At 49.2% G+C, this 16,023-nt stretch carries 15 protein-coding genes and 3 tRNA genes; 1 reads left to right on the top strand and 17 read right to left on the bottom strand.

Going from position 1 to position 16,023, the window contains the following annotated elements; translation table 11 throughout:
• Positions 1-41: 41 nt before the first annotated feature.
• Complete coding sequence (locus tag Q8M98_09440) at positions 42-1,073, top strand: transposase (protein MDP3114985.1); 1,032 nt, start codon at positions 42-44, stop codon at positions 1,071-1,073.
• 100 nt (positions 1,074-1,173) lie between these two features.
• Here Q8M98_09440 and Q8M98_09435 read toward each other — a convergent pair whose 3' ends face one another.
• From Q8M98_09435 to Q8M98_09355, 17 genes are all read right to left on the bottom strand, one after another.
• Positions 1,174-3,000, bottom strand: coding sequence for an IS1634 family transposase (locus tag Q8M98_09435; protein ID MDP3114984.1), 1,827 nt, complete (start codon positions 2,998-3,000; stop codon positions 1,174-1,176).
• A 428-nt stretch (positions 3,001-3,428) separates the two neighbouring features.
• A complete protein-coding gene (locus Q8M98_09430; GenBank protein MDP3114983.1) occupies positions 3,429-5,168 on the bottom strand; it encodes a hypothetical protein in 1,740 nt (579 codons plus the stop codon).
• On the bottom strand, positions 5,165-6,229 hold the full coding sequence (locus tag Q8M98_09425; protein MDP3114982.1) for a DUF4837 family protein: 1,065 nt from the start codon (positions 6,227-6,229) through the stop codon (positions 5,165-5,167). Before Q8M98_09425 ends, Q8M98_09430 begins: the two co-directional genes overlap by 4 nt.
• Positions 6,226-6,780 (bottom strand): CDP-diacylglycerol--glycerol-3-phosphate 3-phosphatidyltransferase, encoded by a 555-nt coding sequence (gene pgsA / locus Q8M98_09420; protein MDP3114981.1) that lies wholly within the window; start codon positions 6,778-6,780, stop codon positions 6,226-6,228. The genes Q8M98_09425 and pgsA overlap by 4 nt, the downstream gene beginning before the upstream one ends.
• On the bottom strand, positions 6,764-7,609 hold the full coding sequence (locus tag Q8M98_09415; GenBank protein ID MDP3114980.1) for a hypothetical protein: 846 nt from the start codon (positions 7,607-7,609) through the stop codon (positions 6,764-6,766). Before Q8M98_09415 ends, pgsA begins: the two co-directional genes overlap by 17 nt.
• Positions 7,606-8,223 carry a methyltransferase gene (locus Q8M98_09410; protein ID MDP3114979.1) on the bottom strand — a complete coding sequence of 206 codons (618 nt, stop codon included), beginning with the start codon at positions 8,221-8,223 and terminating at the stop codon, positions 7,606-7,608. Before Q8M98_09410 ends, Q8M98_09415 begins: the two co-directional genes overlap by 4 nt.
• 318 nt (positions 8,224-8,541) lie before the next feature.
• Positions 8,542-9,447: a quinolinate synthase NadA gene (gene nadA / locus Q8M98_09405; GenBank protein ID MDP3114978.1), complete on the bottom strand. Its 906-nt coding sequence runs from the start codon at positions 9,445-9,447 to the stop codon at positions 8,542-8,544.
• A gap of 11 nt (positions 9,448-9,458) precedes the next feature.
• Positions 9,459-9,893 (bottom strand): dUTP diphosphatase, encoded by a 435-nt coding sequence (gene dut / locus Q8M98_09400; GenBank protein ID MDP3114977.1) that lies wholly within the window; start codon positions 9,891-9,893, stop codon positions 9,459-9,461.
• Positions 9,890-10,780 carry a polyprenyl synthetase family protein gene (locus tag Q8M98_09395; GenBank protein ID MDP3114976.1) on the bottom strand — a complete coding sequence of 297 codons (891 nt, stop codon included), beginning with the start codon at positions 10,778-10,780 and terminating at the stop codon, positions 9,890-9,892. Before Q8M98_09395 ends, dut begins: the two co-directional genes overlap by 4 nt.
• Positions 10,773-11,006, bottom strand: coding sequence for an exodeoxyribonuclease VII small subunit (xseB, locus tag Q8M98_09390; protein MDP3114975.1), 234 nt, complete (start codon positions 11,004-11,006; stop codon positions 10,773-10,775). The genes Q8M98_09395 and xseB overlap by 8 nt, the downstream gene beginning before the upstream one ends.
• A 61-nt stretch (positions 11,007-11,067) precedes the next feature.
• Positions 11,068-11,697: a thiamine diphosphokinase gene (locus tag Q8M98_09385; GenBank protein MDP3114974.1), complete on the bottom strand. Its 630-nt coding sequence runs from the start codon at positions 11,695-11,697 to the stop codon at positions 11,068-11,070.
• 8 nt (positions 11,698-11,705) lie between these two features.
• Positions 11,706-12,647: a M23 family metallopeptidase gene (locus Q8M98_09380; protein MDP3114973.1), complete on the bottom strand. Its 942-nt coding sequence runs from the start codon at positions 12,645-12,647 to the stop codon at positions 11,706-11,708.
• 127 nt (positions 12,648-12,774) lie between these two features.
• A tRNA-Glu gene (locus tag Q8M98_09375) sits at positions 12,775-12,850 on the bottom strand.
• A 40-nt stretch (positions 12,851-12,890) separates the two neighbouring features.
• Positions 12,891-12,965, bottom strand: a tRNA-Glu gene (locus Q8M98_09370).
• Between the two features lie 9 nt (positions 12,966-12,974).
• Positions 12,975-13,049: transfer RNA gene (locus tag Q8M98_09365), tRNA-Lys, on the bottom strand.
• A gap of 155 nt (positions 13,050-13,204) precedes the next feature.
• The gene (locus tag Q8M98_09360) at positions 13,205-14,086 is read right to left on the bottom strand and encodes a lysylphosphatidylglycerol synthase domain-containing protein (GenBank protein MDP3114972.1); all 882 of its coding nucleotides are present in this window, start codon (positions 14,084-14,086) and stop codon (positions 13,205-13,207) included.
• Positions 14,087-14,128: 42 nt separating this feature from the next.
• Positions 14,129-15,589: an NADP-dependent malic enzyme gene (locus Q8M98_09355; protein MDP3114971.1), complete on the bottom strand. Its 1,461-nt coding sequence runs from the start codon at positions 15,587-15,589 to the stop codon at positions 14,129-14,131.
• Positions 15,590-16,023 lie beyond the last annotated feature (434 nt).

Genomic DNA, 16,023 nt, shown 5'->3' with positions numbered 1-16,023 from the left:
CTCAAGCCTCCATAATAAACAAAGAATGCCGCGGATTTGATATGGACACCGGCATAATTGTGGATGAGAGCGATATCGTCAAATCAAGCGCCACAAAAATGGAAGGCATCCAATTCGTAAGGGATGGCAGCTCCGGGAAAAACAACAAGTTAGGATATGATCTTTTAAACATTATAGCCTACGATAAAGATGGAGATGGGTATCAGATTAAGCCGCTAAGCAGTGATTTGATCGCACGTGATACCGAATTGGATGGCGTATCCCAGATTCTCGAGGATCGCCTGATTGAAATAACGATAGCTTCCGGCAATAAAGGTGTTTATCTATTTGATCGAGGGTATGATGAGAGGGGATTGTTTGGATTTCTCGGACTCCATGACATGAATTTTATTGTCAGGAGCATGGGCATCAGAAACATTATTGTTGGCGATAAAGAGCGTCCTTTCAAAGAGGTGGCCAAATCTGTAAGTTTGACCACAAGAATCGAAGTAAAAGAAAACGGACAACAGATCATGTGCGGACTCAAGCGTGTTAAACTTAGACTGGATTCTCATCCCAAAAAGCATCCCGAGACCGTTGAGCTCTATTTGGTTGTTGCCAAATTCAGCCCCAACAAGCATGGCAAGCAAGGATATTTCTATTTCTTCTGCAATTTTCCAGTCCTGCCACATTTATCAGATGATCAGATCATGGAAAAGGTAATCAGGATGTACCGTTTGAGATGGAAGATTGAAGAGGTGCATAAGCATATCAAGCAAGAATACGGGTGGGAAGACATTCAATTAACATCATATCTGAGGCTCAAAAACATGAATCAAGTCCTGCTCTTGGCAATGAGCTATCTCTATTCGTTGAAACGTATTGCAGAACAAATCATGATGGCTTTTCCGCATTACATGAACTACTCCAAAAAAAAATGGAAGAAGATATATGGCTTTGTTTACTATAAACTTTCCGGTATAGTATCGCTTTGCTTTGCCCATGTTTCAAGGTACAATGTTGATAAATTCAAGGGCGTGAGGAGGGATTATATGCAACTGGAAATCCCCTGCATGAAAAACGGGGGGATGTGAGCTGCGCTACTACTTGACAGCGTTAATCAAGCCTTAACCCAACTTTACCATTTCAATATGTATCTACCTGTCCTACGTCCACTTAGATAACCTATGGTTACTACACGTGTTTGTGCTTGGTGACCCTTCTTTTGATTGGATTATGGCTGAGATTGAGGGCATTATAGATTTGCTTGTGGTTATCTTCAGCGACTGTGGTATCGAGAATAGTGATTGTCGTACCTTTTCTGGTTTGCATGGTCGTCAGGATCAACTGATGGTTGCGCATCATTTTACGGAGGGTATTCCAAGAAATTGTGATCTTATGCTCCTGCAATCTGTGGTGAATAGCGTTGACCACATGATATGCCAGGACAGCGACAAAGAGGTGTGCTTCCGCGCGGGATTCTTTTTGATGGTAAACGGGTCTGAAATGAAGCTCTGATTTGAGGGTTCTGAATGCGCTTTCCACCGTATTCAGCATCATATAGATAGACCAGATCTTGTCACTGCTGAGATCCATGTGGCTGGTGCGAAGAAAGTATGATCCGGAGTACTTGGTGTCAAGAGCTCCCTGACGGTCACAGGCGTATTGGAGAGAGCCGGCTTTGTCATCTTCCCGTGATATGTCTATCGTATAGAAAGAACTCACCGATTTGAAGCGTTCTTTGAGCCGGCTAACCCGGTCTTGGATATATTCAAAATTCCTTTTCCCCTTCTTTGCTGCAAGGGCATCACGGAGCTTGTTCAATTCAGCTTCAAAGCGGGAACAGAACTTCTCCTGCATCGCCTTTTCCTTGAGTCCCATCTTTTCGCTTTCACAATAGAGGACACATTCATTCTCCTTCTTGAAAACTTGAGCGTGGATCTGATTGCCGCCTTTATTGGAGACGGGCACGAATTCCGCCTTATCGATCTGTGTTTCAGGAATGGGTTTGTTGCGGGCAACGCAGACATAATGATATTTCTTTTTTCTCAGATAGGCAAGATTGGCTTCCGTGGCAATCCCGGCATCGATGACCACGGTAACGGCTTTCCCGTCGTCTTCATCGCTCAGATACTCGATCATCTTTCCCAAGGCGGCAGATTCACTTACGGAACCCTCCATAACCCGGCTTCTTTTGGGAAAACACAGGTCATCCAAAACGAGACCCAAGGTCAATAATCTGCAATCGGAGCGCTTTTCCTTGGAAAAACCAAAGCGAGCCTTGGAAATACCCCTTGCCATGCCCTCCAGATAGGTGTTGGTGAGATCATAAAGAAAGATGCTCTCCTTGAGGTCGAAGATGCTGCATTCGTTTTCACGTAATTTCCTCTCGATATGCTCTTTATGCTTATAGATCTGATCGGTTATCCGGTACAGCGCATTGTGCGATAATCTGGAAAAGTCTGCTCCCAGAAGCTCCCCCAAACCTGTATGAATCCTGCTCCAACCGGCAGTTGCATTCTCGCTGCCCGGCTCCAACATTCTGCCCAATATTGACAGTGCCGCGTCATTTCTTTGCTTACCGGTGAAGCCCAGTTCCTGAAAGATGCCTTCAAAACCAAGCTCGCGGTATATACTCAAGGATATGTGCTCCGCGCCAATGCTCTTGGGCTGACGATTCGAAATGCTGCTGATACTGACGCTTTCATAGTCTTCATCATCTTTGGGATTGATTTCCAGCGGCATCGTATCCCTGGACTTTTTGGACAGATAAGCACTGACCCAGCGCTCTGCTTCTGCCTGGATAGCTTGCTCGCGAAACAGCACTTCCTGACCGTTGATCAAAGCCTCAATCGCCGTAGCCAATGCTTTCCATTGCTGCTGCGGCACACGTATCTCCTGCATGACCAAAATGATGGTCTGGCTTACCTTGTCCCCGTTGCGACAGCTCTTCACCAAGCGATACTCGTCGTATTGCTTGCCGGAGCCTTTGTTTGTTTTAGTCATCTTTCTAATATACATGAGAGCCACAATGTTGAGGGCTGAATTTCCGTCAAGATAAATCTGAATGTTATGGTCACTACATTTGACTTAGCGGTGTTTTTGGGAAAAATGATAAACGGGTATAGGTGTGCCATATATGCTGTTAGGCGATTTGCCCAAATTCGGAAAATGCCGATTTATGCCCAAAATGGGCATTTTTTAGGGTGAGAGTGGTAAAGTTGGGTTAATCAAGCGTTAATCAAGCGTTAGTTTTATTACGCTTGATTAACGCTTTGGATGTAGCGCAGCTTGTCGTTGCTGCGAGGAGGTGAGATGTGAGACAGTTTTGAGACAGTTTTGAGACAGTTGTGAGACAGTTTGGAGACAGTTGTTGAGACACATGTGGAGACCAAGTGTGAGACCAAGATTGAGACCTATCGCTCCGCAGGATCGGCATCCTGCGCAACTTATTTAACCGCGCGGAGTTTCTTTAGCTCCGCCTTGGACAGGTTCACATATTGTTCGTCGTTGTTTTGGTCGATCGCGTTTTGAAAATGGAGTCTGGCGTTCTCGGTATCTCCCAGTTTCAGATGGATCATGGCGGCGTGATAGTATATCTCTGAGGGGAGGGTCTCATGCTTGATGGCGATGTTGATGTGGTTTCGGGCTGCGGAATAATCTCCGATCAGATATAAATACCAAGCCATGCTATCCTGATAGAAGGGGTTGTCTGCTTCGATGGCGATCGCTCTGTTGATCAGGTCTCCCGCTTCGGCGATGTGATCTGTATTAACTAACAAAGTATAGCCGAGATCGTTCAGAAAGTCCGCATCCTCAGGATAGAGTTCCACGGCTTTGTAGAGCAGGGCTATCCGTTTGTCATCAAGCTTGTTGCGGAAATAATAGTCGCCGAGAAATTCGATATCGTCGCGGTTATAGTATTCTTGCGCAAAGAGCTGCAAGACCAGATTGCGTTTCGCCTCGAGCAAGGCCGGCAACTCTTTATTTTCCGCGATCGATTGAGCCATCAGAACAAGAAAAGCCCGCGCCGGCGATTCGGGAAGGCTTTCGATGGCAATATCGACAAATTCTGCGTAGATGTTTTCTTTCCCGCTGAGAAGTCCTTCCTCAAGCAATATCTTGCCTTTGATCGAATAGTAGGTGAGGATGTTTTCAAAATCCTTCGCGCTTTGCAGGCGTGGAAGAAGATGCCGGATGTCTCTGCCGCTGATCAATCCGTCCGTGACCAATAGCGAAAAGAGAAAGGTATCTGGAAAGTTGCCGATTCCGCTTTTGCGAAAAGCTTGATCGATCTGCTCGCTCAAATCCGGTATATGCTCAGTAAACGCCGTGTAGGCAAGCACATAGCAGCACTCATAATCAAGCGTGGAGATGATCAAAGGAGCCAGAGACGTGATCAGTCGAAAACGCTTAAGCTCAAAAGCCTGGTTGAGGAAAAACAACATCGATGCTTTGTCCTGAGGATAGAGATAGGCGTTGAAATGAGCTCTTGCCTTGGAGTCGTCATCAAGGCTGAGGATCAACTCGGCCAGCATCTTACCGGATTCTTCCGATGGAGCTATCTCGCCAAGCCGGACAAGCGCGGGGATCGAGATATTGGGTATAGTTGGGCCAAATAGCTGCGCCATCAGCATCAGGTCTTCGGGACTTTTTTGCGCTCTATCCAAGGCGATAAAAAGCCGCCCGGTGTCCACCCTGCCGCTGTGCATGGCATCAAATAGATAGCGCATCATCATCGATCTGGCACTGGGATAACGGCTCTCCAATTCGTTGATCGCCCAGGTCAGATTGGCGGTGTCGGCAACGTTGTTATAGAAAGAATAAGCGGCGTTGAGGAGTTCATTATCAAAGAGAATCTCTTTTTTGCCGCGTTCCAGCAGGCTCTGCAGGGCTTCCTGCGTTATTTGTTTATTGCCAAACATATAGACAGAATTTAGCAGTATCTGTTTTTGGATCTGATAGCTGTTCTGATCTTTGTCCTGCGCTTTTCTATAGAGCTGATCGGCAGTCGCAAAGTCCGCCCGATGATGGAATAAAGACGCCACCGTATAGTAATAGATGGATTGGAAGCATGGGTTTGGACTGCCGGTTTCCGGCATCAACCGCGAATCGGTTTTATTGGCGGAACAGGCGGAGATTACGATCAATGTGAAGATCGCGATGCCGGTGAGGAAAAATGTCCTCATTTAATCTTCAGGCTGGAAGATACCATAAACAGCTCAGCTAAGATGGGGAGCTTGTTTCCGGCGGGGAAATAGACGCTGTTGTCCACAAAATACGCCTTCCTGCTTTGGGGATGCCAGAAAGCATAGCTCTGAAACGCGCCGCCGATCATGTGTTTGCGGTTTTCCCAAGGACCGCTGAGGCGAAATCCTTCAAAGCCGGCAAAGTTGAATTTCTCCGTGCGCAGTTTGGTGGGATCGAGCACGTCACCATCGAAATGGCGTTCCCCGATCTCGATTCTTTTTTGCAGCAGCCAGGCTTCGTCCACTTTATCGGTTTCCATCTCCACCCAATGGACGGAGATATATTTATCCGGAATCTCGCGGTTTTGCAAGCGGGCGCGGTAGATAAAGGACAGGAAGTTGTTTTTCGGATCGTTGGAATAGAGGCTGTAGTTTTCCGGTATTTTCAGTGAAAAAGGATAGGGTTGGAAGAAATCCTCAGTGATCACTTTGATCTGATAGGCGTGGTAGGCAAGGCGTTTGCGATAGCGATCCAGCAAGGTGTCGAAAATCTTGTTTGCCTGGATATTGGCGAGATCCACCAAGCGGCCATCGTCCTTTGCCACCAGATGCAGGATGAGTTGATCACGCGTGAAGCGGTTTTTGGTGATAAAGAGATCACCGCCGCTGGTTTTAACCCGATCAATCAGATCCGGGGATAGACTTTGGCGGATATGGTTGGATACCGGATCGCCGGCTTCCAAGCTGCCGATAAAAAGCAGGTTTTTATACTTGCTGAGTTGATCAATCTCCTTGATATCGGCGGGGGTGATGAAGAAGTACTTCTCGTTGTAAACCAGTGCCACTTCGCGCTCGACGGAAGAGCGGATGAGGGTTTCGAGCCTTGCCCAGTTCTGCGTTCCGCAAAAGACATAGATATCTTCATCCTCGCCGAAAGCGATGGGTTTGGAGTGATCAATCAGGTCATTAAACTTTGTGTAAAAGCCCTTGTCTCCGTCGCCTCTTCCACAGGATGAAAGAGCCAGCAGCAAGGCGAGCATTGTCAAAAAGGCGTATTTCATGATTCCTCCCGCGGCAGCTTGACGCCGATGAGATAATTCAATCCGCTAGATAATGTAATCCCCGCAACCAGCCAAAACCAGATCGCGATGATCGTTATCAGCTCTGATGGGATGGGGTCATGCCATGCCCAAAGCGCATAGGCGGCGATGATTCCGCTCATCTGCATGAGGGTCTTGATCTTACCAAGTTTGTCCGCCGGCACGATGATGCCTTTTTTCTTGTAGATTTCACGCAGGATTGTGATGGCAAGCTCACGCACAAGGATGACGCAAAAGATGGCAATATGCAGCCTGAAAGGAGGCAGCCAGGTGAGCCCCGCCAACGCTGAAAGCACCAGAAGCTTGTCCGCCAACGGATCCATCAGCTTGCCAAAATTGCTGATCACCTTCATCCGCCGTGCCAGATATCCGTCCAGAAAGTCCGTGAAGGACGCGACGGCAAAAATGATCAGTGCGATCGCGATCGATCCCTGGGGAGAAAAGGTGTAATACAGAAATACCGGGATGAGCAACACCCGCAGCAAGGTGAGCGCGTTAGGAATCCCGCGCATCAAAGCTTTCGCCCTCCACGATGGGTTCGAGACCAAGGCTGGCATCGTGCGAATATAGATTGAGGATGATGAGAATGACAAGAGTCCCCAATATCAGCGGAACTAACTGGATAGCGACAAAGATCCAATCCACCGGTGCTTTGATAAAATCCAGAACATTGGCAAGATAATAGATTCCGACGGATACGAGGATGGGGATCACTAACAGCATCCAGGTGTGGCGGTTTGTACTGCTCTTATGACGGATCAGATCGACCACCGATACGAGGCGGCGTTTTTGTTTCAGGAGTACCCTGAGCTCCAAACTCAAGCGGGCGAAAACAAAGAGCACCATGAGGATCAGCCCGGTGAACAGAGTAAATATCAACCACTGCAGGTTCAGCACTTTAAGCTCCGTTTCCACGATCAACCAAGCGTTGGACTGGCTGTCGATATCCGTCATCTCTATCTGCTGCAGCATGATGGCATTGATGATTCCGGCTTTGGCGGTCAAGGACTCCTTGATCGGTTTGAAGACCAAAGTGATGACGTCCGGATAGCTGTATTCCTCAAGCATGGACTGAGTATGCGGGAGCTGATAGGCTTCGGCGAGTTCGCGCACTGCCTGCAAGCCCGTTTCCAGGCTGATTCTTTGTAATTCGGTGTGTTCCGCCAAGGCAATCATCAAAGGCGCCACTTTCGTAGTGTCCGCCACGTAGATATAGACCGGCAGCCGGGAAAGCTGATCCAGCTTTGCCTGTTTGCTATGTTCAAAACTGTAGTTGATGTATGTCCAACCGATCAGCACGATTGTGATCAGCACGATGGTCAGGAAAAAATGTGCTTTCATGAATTCATTCCTTTGTGCCTGATATGGCAGATAATATGATTTTTGAGGTCAGCAGCGGCAAGGCTGTCATTTATGTCAAGAAAAGTCTTGTTTGCCGTTATTTGCAGGTCTTTTTCGCGATCGCGGGGATAGATGAGATACGCGCTTCCGGATGGATGAAGGTTTCGTTTCACGGATTCCAGCAGTTCCTCCATCGTGCACCTGATCTCGAAACGGCTGATGTTTTTACTGTCAAAGGGGCTCAGGATGCCGCTGCCGGATTTTTGCCAGGGTGGATTGGAGACGATCAAATCCGCTTTCTCATCTGCCGTGAAGGTTCTGATATCAGAATTGATCAAGCTGACCGACACTTCGCAGCGCGCTGCGTTTTGAAGAGCGAGCTTGTGCAGAGGGGTTTGGATCTCGATTCCGGTAATCTGCCAAAGTGGTCTTTGCAGCGCTAACATGATGCTGACGATCCCGCAACCACTGCCAAATTCAAGCACACGTCTTGGGGATTCGTCGCAGCCTTGGATCACGGCGCTTTGCAAAGCCGCAGCAACGCTTGAAACCGCCTGGGCGTCTTTGTCCTGATCGAGGTATTTACCGGCAAAGGGAAGATCGACGCGGATCACTATTGTTGACTGGTGGAAAGGTGAAAAGGTTGAAAGGTGAAAAGGTTGAAAGGTGAAAGGGTGGAAAGTTGGAAGGGTGAACAGGCTCTGCGCCCGTCGTTCCAGCGAAGGAGGCTGGAATCCAGGTCTTTTCTCTCATCTCTGATCTCTCATACTCTGATCCCTCTGTCTCTCTGTGGTGAAAAAATCTCTGAACCTTGCACTCGATCAGCACCTTTCCATCCTTCCAATTCTCCGTTTCTCATACTCTGATCCCTCTGTCGCTCTGTGGTGAAAAAATCTCTGAACCTTGCACTCGATCAGCACCTTTCCACGCTCTCACCCAGAAAGCTCCATCATGCGATTCAGGCTGTTAATCGCCCGCGCGGCAACGCTTTCTTCCACCTGAATGTGGTGCTGTTCGTGGATCAAGGCTTCCAATACCAGTTGCAGGGTGGTTTTCTTCATGTTTTTGCACACGGCGGCGCGGCTGAGCGGGACGATGGATTTCTCCGGATATTTCTTTTTCAGCATCAAGCTTAGATTGAGCTCCGTGCCGATGATCGCCTTGTCATGTTTCCCGATATAATCTACCATCCCGCTGGTGGACATCACGTAATCGGCAAGCTCCACCACGCCTTCGTCGCATTCGGGATGAACGAGCAAAGCGTGATCGGGGTGGGCTTTACGGGCTTTTTTCACGTGGTTGATATCTATCCCCCAATGGTGGATCGGGCAATAACCGTCCCAGGTGATGACCTCGCGACCGGCTTCTTTCCCCGCCCAGGAACCAAGATTTTGATCAGGAACAAAGAGGATTGGCTGGTCGGCAGGGATCGATCGGATCACTTTGACAGCGTTTGAAGATGTGCAGCAGATATCGCTTTCCGCTTTTACTTCCGCGCTGGAATTGACGTAGCAGACCACCACCGAGTTTGGATACTCCGCTTTGAACTGTATGAGTTGTGCCGCAGTGACCATGTTTGCCATGGGACAGCCTGCATCGAGAGCGGGAAGCAGAACCTTGGCGGAGGGATTGAGCATCGCTGCCGTTTCCGCCATGAATAGCACTCCGCAAAAGACGATGATCCTGGCATCGGTATTGCTCGCCATGATCGAAAGCTGCAATGAATCGCCGGTGAAATCCGCGATTTCCTGGATTTCAACCGCCTGATAGTTGTGCGCCAAAATGATCGCTTGTTTTTCCTCGCGCAGTTTATTTATCTGAGATATTAGCTTTTTCATTGTCAAATCCCCTAATGTCCGGTATGCCCAAACCCGCCTTCCGCGCGCTCGCTTTCGTTTAGCTGCTCGGTTTCCTCCAAAGTGCAGATGCTGACGGGGCAGATGACCATCTGAGCGATGCGCATGCCCGGTTGAACAACGATGTCCTGTGCTCCGGCATTGAAAAGGATGACCTTGATCTCTCCGCGGTAGTCGGAATCGATGGTTCCCGGACTATTCAAAACTCCTAAACCCAATTTGATCGCCAAACCGCTGCGAGGGCGGATCTGCGCCTCATGTCCATGGGGGATTTCAATCGCCACTCCGGTAGGAACGGCAAAACGGTCGCCGGGCGGCAAAACCAATGCTTCGCTGAGATCGGCACTGAGATCAAAGCCGGCGCTGTGTTCAGTCATCTTCAATGGGGAAACCGCGGAAGGGGTGAGCAGGCGATAGCGTATCTTCATGATTTACGGGTGAGCAGATAATCCGCCAAAATGCTCAACAGTATCGCTTTATCACCGAGTTTGGCGATGCTTTGCTTTGCCCTGGAGATCATTTCCTGCGCGTGTTTGTGGGATTGTTCGATGCCATAGACGGAGGGGAAGGTGGCTTTTTGGACGTTGGCATCTTTGCCGATGGATTTTCCCATTTCTTCGGGATCGCCTTCGATATCCAAAAGATCGTCGATGATCTGATATGCCAAGCCGATGTAATTGCCATATACTTCAATGATCTTGAGCTCTTCCTGTGGAGCGCCGCCGGCGATGGCGCCAAAGCGGAGACTCAGGTTGATCAGCTTGGCGGTTTTGTTGTTATGGATATAATGCAGGGTCTTTTTGTCCACTTTCTTGCCTTCAGATTCGATATCCACCATCTGACCGGCGATCAGACCATTGATGCCGCATTGTTCGGCAAGCTCGCGAACAAACTGGATGCGCAGTTTGGCATCGATCTCTGCATGGGTGATTAGCTCAAAAGCGCCGATCAAAAGCGCGTCCCCGGAGAGCAGCGCTTCCCCTTCGCCAAAGAGCGCGTGGCAGGATTTCTTGCCGCGGCGAAAGTCGTCGTTATCGATATCCGGCATATCGTCATGGATCAGGGAAAAGGTGTGGATCATTTCGATCGCCGCCGCCACGGGAGTGATCGTCTCCACGTTTTTATCATACATCTGAAAAGCCAGCATGGTGAGATAGGGGCGCAGGCGTTTTCCGCCCGCGAAGACACTGTAGCGGATGGCCTTATGGATGTTTTTAGGATATTCATCCTTGCGGGGAAGGAAGCGGTCGAGGATGATATTGACCAGCTCCTGCTTTTCTTTCATGTCCTTTTTGAGGAACACCTTTCTATCCATTTTCTCCCTCTTTGAGGTTTTCTTGAGCAAACTTGCTGTTGAGGATCTCGATTTTGGTTTCCGCCTCCGCCAGTTTGACGCGGCAGAGCTTCATAAAGTTCATCCCCTCTTCATAAAGGACGATCATGTGGTCGAGGGTCGTATCCCTGTCGGATAGGCGCGCTACCACATCTTCGAGGGCTTTCATTGCCTGTTCGAAACTAAGGTTTTTCATTTCTTCGTTCATGCTGTCACACTCATCATGTTTTACCTGTCAAAGTAAATAAGTAGAGATTTTCTGTCAATTGTTATTTCGTGATGATCGCCAATACGGTGCCTGAGACCAGCTTGATACTGCATTCATCGGAGGTGATGATGTTGCTGAGCCCGCGTGAAAGCGTATCCCGAAGCTCTAGACCGTTTAGCGGATAGGCAAGCCCGGCGCTAAAGCCGAAAATGGCTTTTTCCCCCCAACTGAGTAGGGAAAGGGTGGCTCCGTTCAATGATGGCAGCGAAGTGTGGGATGCCAGAAAGAATGCGCATTGCCGCTCGCTTTCGATGCGGCATGAAGTGTTGCACCTGTGCGCTTTGAGCATGTTTTGGATCAAAGCCAGCGCGTGATCAAATCTGCCTTCGAGATCGTTGCAGATGATGATCTCGCGGATATCGTTTTTTAGACACCAATCCAGCGCCAGTTCGCTATCGGTTTCGTTCTTTATTGATGGAAAAGATTGCAGAGGCACATCGGCATAAGCTTTTAAGAGATCGGGGGATAGAGAATCGAAATCTCCGATGATGAGATTCGGCATGATGCCTTTTTGATGCAGAAACTCCAGTCCCGCGTCGATGGCGATGATCGTGTCCCGGTAGTCGATGCTGTCATACCCTGAAAAAAGCTCTCCGGGACAGTGATCTGGAAAGAGCCAGGCACGTTTCATGGCTGGACTCAGCGACCGGCGAATTGATCGGTATCGATCCTGTTCAGATAGGCGATGGGGTTGATCTTTTCTCCGTTTTGAATCACTTCATAGTGCAGATGCGGACCCGTGGAAATACCTGTGTCCCCCATCAGGGCAATGATTTGACCCTTTCTCACGCGATCCCCGAGCTGCACCTGATAGCTGTAGAGATGCCCATACATGGATTCATAGCCCTCTTCGTGGGAAACGATGATGCGCTTGCCATAGCCGCTGTCATAATCCACGGTATGCACCACACCATCGGCAGTGGCATAGATAGGGGTGCCGGTGTGGTTGGCAATGTCGATGCCGTTGTGAAATTCGAGGGTTCCAAATATGGGATGAAAGCGCAAACCCCAGCCATCGGACACTCTTCCGAAAGTGGGATAGATCGATGGAATACCGTCTCCGCTTTTGGGGATGGTTTCGCTGTGGTCTGTGATGATCAGTCCCTGCGGAACGTCACTGCCCAAAAACGCGAGGATATACATCAGTTTGCTGTCGATCTCGCTGAGCCTGGCACGCAGCGCAGGATCGCCGCCGCTCTTTGCCGATGAGAAAGCTCCGCCGCCGCTGTAATAGGGATAGTCCTGAGCTTTGTCGGTTGAGGTGCTTCTCACTTGCAGCGAATCGATCTTTTGATAGATGGAATCCACCGTGGTGGAATAGATATCCAGCTTGGCGCGAAGCAGTTTGTTTTCCGATTCCAGCCTGCTTTGAAACTGCGCATTACCGGCTGAACCACCTTTGAATAACATCAAAACGGTCGAAAAAAGCATCCCCGCGAAGATCACCAAAATGATCCCCATGTAAAAGGGCGGCAACTTCAGCGTGCGCTTCACTCCACCATACTGATAGCTGAGCTTCAGACGTTTCTTCGGAAAGATTTCCGGCTCGAGCAATTCGCTCTGTTTTTTTTCATCCAACATATTGTAATTTATGTTCCATTGCTATTATTTTGCTATGTATGAGTTTGTCCATTATGATGCAATTAGCAAACCACTTGAGAAAATATTCGGAGAATAACTGAGAATAGAAAATCGGGCAGGCGATTTGTGGCATCCCGTAGGGGAATCGAACCCCTGTTGCGTGACTGAGAATCACGAGTCCTAGGCCACTAGACGAACGGGACGCAAATCCGATGATACCCCTGCTCACTTTCCAATATAATTTGGCGACCCCTAGGGGAATCGAACCCCTCTTGCAAGAATGAAAATCTTGAGTCCTGACCGATAGACGAAGGGGTCGCAAACTAATGGTGATCCAGGCTGGGATCGAACCAGCGACTCTCTACTTAAAAGGCAGATACTCTACCGCTGAGTTACTGGACCACTTTTTTGATTAGGTTTTGCCAAAAGTTTTTTTTCCCTCTTTCTGTCAAGCAAAATATAACTTGCCGGATTAAATCCACCGTTTGGGGAATGTCCTAAGCCCTTTAATACCAAGCAATGGCGCACTGCGAGTTTTGAAACGGGAATGGCTTCAGCTAATAGGTTTTGCGCTTTGCCGAGAGCAGCACAAAAGCACCGGCGATGCCGGGAAGAATATCCTGAAAGATGAAAAGTGTGAGCGTCGCCGCCACTGCCTGAGCGGGATTGAAACCCGCGTCCGCGAGGAAATGAATGGCAAAGGATTCCCTCAAGCCTAAGCCGGCTACTGTGACCGGAATGCTGTTTGCAAAATTGGTCAAAGACATCCGCATCAAGGATTGAAACAATGGAATCACACCGCTTTGCCGGAGGATCAACCAGTATTGCAGATGCATGATGAGAGCGCCAAAGAGTTGCAAGGAAGCTATTTTGGGTGCTTTTTGGCGATATCCGTCCATCAGGACACGGCTCTTTTCAAACAAACCAAAAATCCCATAAGCCCAAAGCGGCGCCAAAGCGATGACGGCAAAACCGACAAGCACCCATACCAAAGCACTGCCGCCAAAATAGAAAAGCCCTGCCGCGAGGGCAAAAGTCCAGGTCGCCCAGGTCTGAAAAGCCCTCTCCGCACCAAAGGAAAACAGGGAAGCGTGGCGGCTGCTGTTATCCACAAACAGCACTTTTCCCATGCTGGCGGAACCTCCGGGGATCAGAAATCTCAAGGGCAAACCGATCAGATAGGAGGTGAGAACATCGCGTTTGTTTTCACGGTAAAAAGGATTGAGCTGCAAAGAGAATCGCCAGTTTTGGTATTGGATCAGATGCCGCAACACGCTGCTGAGGATCAGAAACAGGATCAGCCAGGTGGGCAACTCCAAAATGCTTTGCAGCACATCCACGAAAGCGATCCTGGCAAATATCCGCCACAGGATATATCCCGTCAATAGCAGTTTGAGAGCAAAGAACAGCGGCTTGAGAAGCGGTTTCAGCTTGATCATCAGACCCAATCCCGATCAGTCGTATTGGTAGGGAAACTCATATCAGGCAGGATTGATCAGGTGGCAGCTATGCTCCAAAGCCCTGTCTATCAAAGCTTCCGGCGGAGGAGAGATAAATCCGTCCTGCATCAGCTTTTGGCACATAGCACGGGCATGACCGATATCCCGCATTGCCTCATTGAAGACCTGATCTCTGGTTTTGGAAACCCGTGCCACGCCATCGGCGATTGCCTGCATCGCCACATCGGCGGCTTCCACGGCAAAGACTTCCGCTTCGTCCATAGTCGGAACGATATTTTCGGGATTGATGCCGCGACGCAACGCAAAATCCGCCAATGAATGCGCGGCGCGGATTGCCATATTATCCGTAATCTTGCTCGCCCGCACTAACAAAGCGCCTTTGAGGATGCCGGGAAAACCGCAGGAATTGTTGATCTGATTGGGAAAATCACCCCTGCCGGTGGCAACGATATATGCTCCTGCCGCTTTTGCCGCGTGGGGATAGATTTCCGGAACGGGATTGGCACAGGCAAAAACGATTGCTTTTTTAGCCATCAGCTTGATCCATTCCGGCTTGATCGTATCCGGTCCCGGAGTGGAAAGCGCGATCAACACATCTGCTCCGGTCATTGCTGATTCCATCGTATTCAGTTTTTGGGGATTGCTTTTTTGTGCCATATCCCATTGTTTGTATTTATCGGGATTGGTTTTGATATCGGCTCGATCCTTATGCAGCGCACCGCGACTGTCGAAAATGATGAGGTTGGCAGGATCGAGACCGGATTGCAAAAGGAAGCTGGCAATGGTCGTGTTCGAAGCTCCTGCGCCAAAAAGCACGGTCTTGATAGTCTCCATCTTTCTATCCGTGAGCCGCAAAGCGTTGATCAAACCCGCCAAAGTCACGCAAGCGGTTCCTTGCGCGTCGTCATGCCAAACCGGGATGCCGCAGCTTTCGCGTAGTTCCTCTAACACCCGGTAGCAATTTGGCTGTGAGATATCTTCAAGATTGACCGCGCCGACGGATGGCTCAAGCATTTTGACAAATTCGATTAAACGCGCCGGATCGGGTTTGCCATTGGCATCGCGATTATTGACACACAACGCGATGGCGTCCAGACCGCCTAAGTATTTCATCAGCATGGCTTTGCCTTCCATCACACCAAGCCCGCCGGAGGGATGACAATCTCCATCTCCGAGCACCCGAGTGCTGTCGCTAACCACCGCGACGAGGTTTCCACGGTTGGAAAGATCATAGGATCGCTCTTCGTCATCTCGGATGGATGTCGAAACCGCGGACACGCCCGGCGTGTACCAAACATTGAACCAATTGAAACCCCAGATCCCGGTTTTGGGCAGGGTCTGCATCTTTCCCCGATAGTGGGCATGCATCAGTTCGGAGAGTTTTTTGAGGAAAGCGGTCTGCGCCGCCGCCACTTTCTCCGGAGGATAATGCATTGTGAAATATTCCTTTAGGTTCGATAGATCCGGTTTGAGTTTTACCATTTTGCATCCTGTTTATTTATGTTTGTTTCACTGTGGACAAAGCCCCACTTTTGTCAAGTTTTGAAATTGCCGGGGTTGCGGACAAGAAAGCTTTCAGGGATTATCCGATTTTCCCGCTAAGTTTTAAGTTGTTGATAATGAACGGACTACCTTGTCTTGCTCCTTAGCATTACGGAGTCAATACGGACTTAGTCCGTAATGAGTCCGTATTGATTCCGTAATGCAAAGGGGGAAGAACCAGATTATGTTGGCGCAAGAACCAGATTATTGTGGTGCAAGATGTCCCGTCCATGATATGATAGGGGTAGGGGAGTTATCCATTACTGGCTCCCCTCCCTCCGAACCGTACGTGCGGTTTTCCCGCATACGGCTCTCCAGAAAACAGGTATCTCATGTAAGAGACCGGCATAATTCACTGTGGGCTTCGGTTAATG

It is taken from the genome of Candidatus Cloacimonadaceae bacterium, assembly GCA_030693415.1.
Classification (GTDB): Bacteria; Cloacimonadota; Cloacimonadia; order Cloacimonadales; family Cloacimonadaceae; genus JAUYAR01.
The sequence above is the reverse complement of the archived record's forward strand: the minus strand, read 5'-3'. Positions and strand labels throughout refer to the sequence as shown.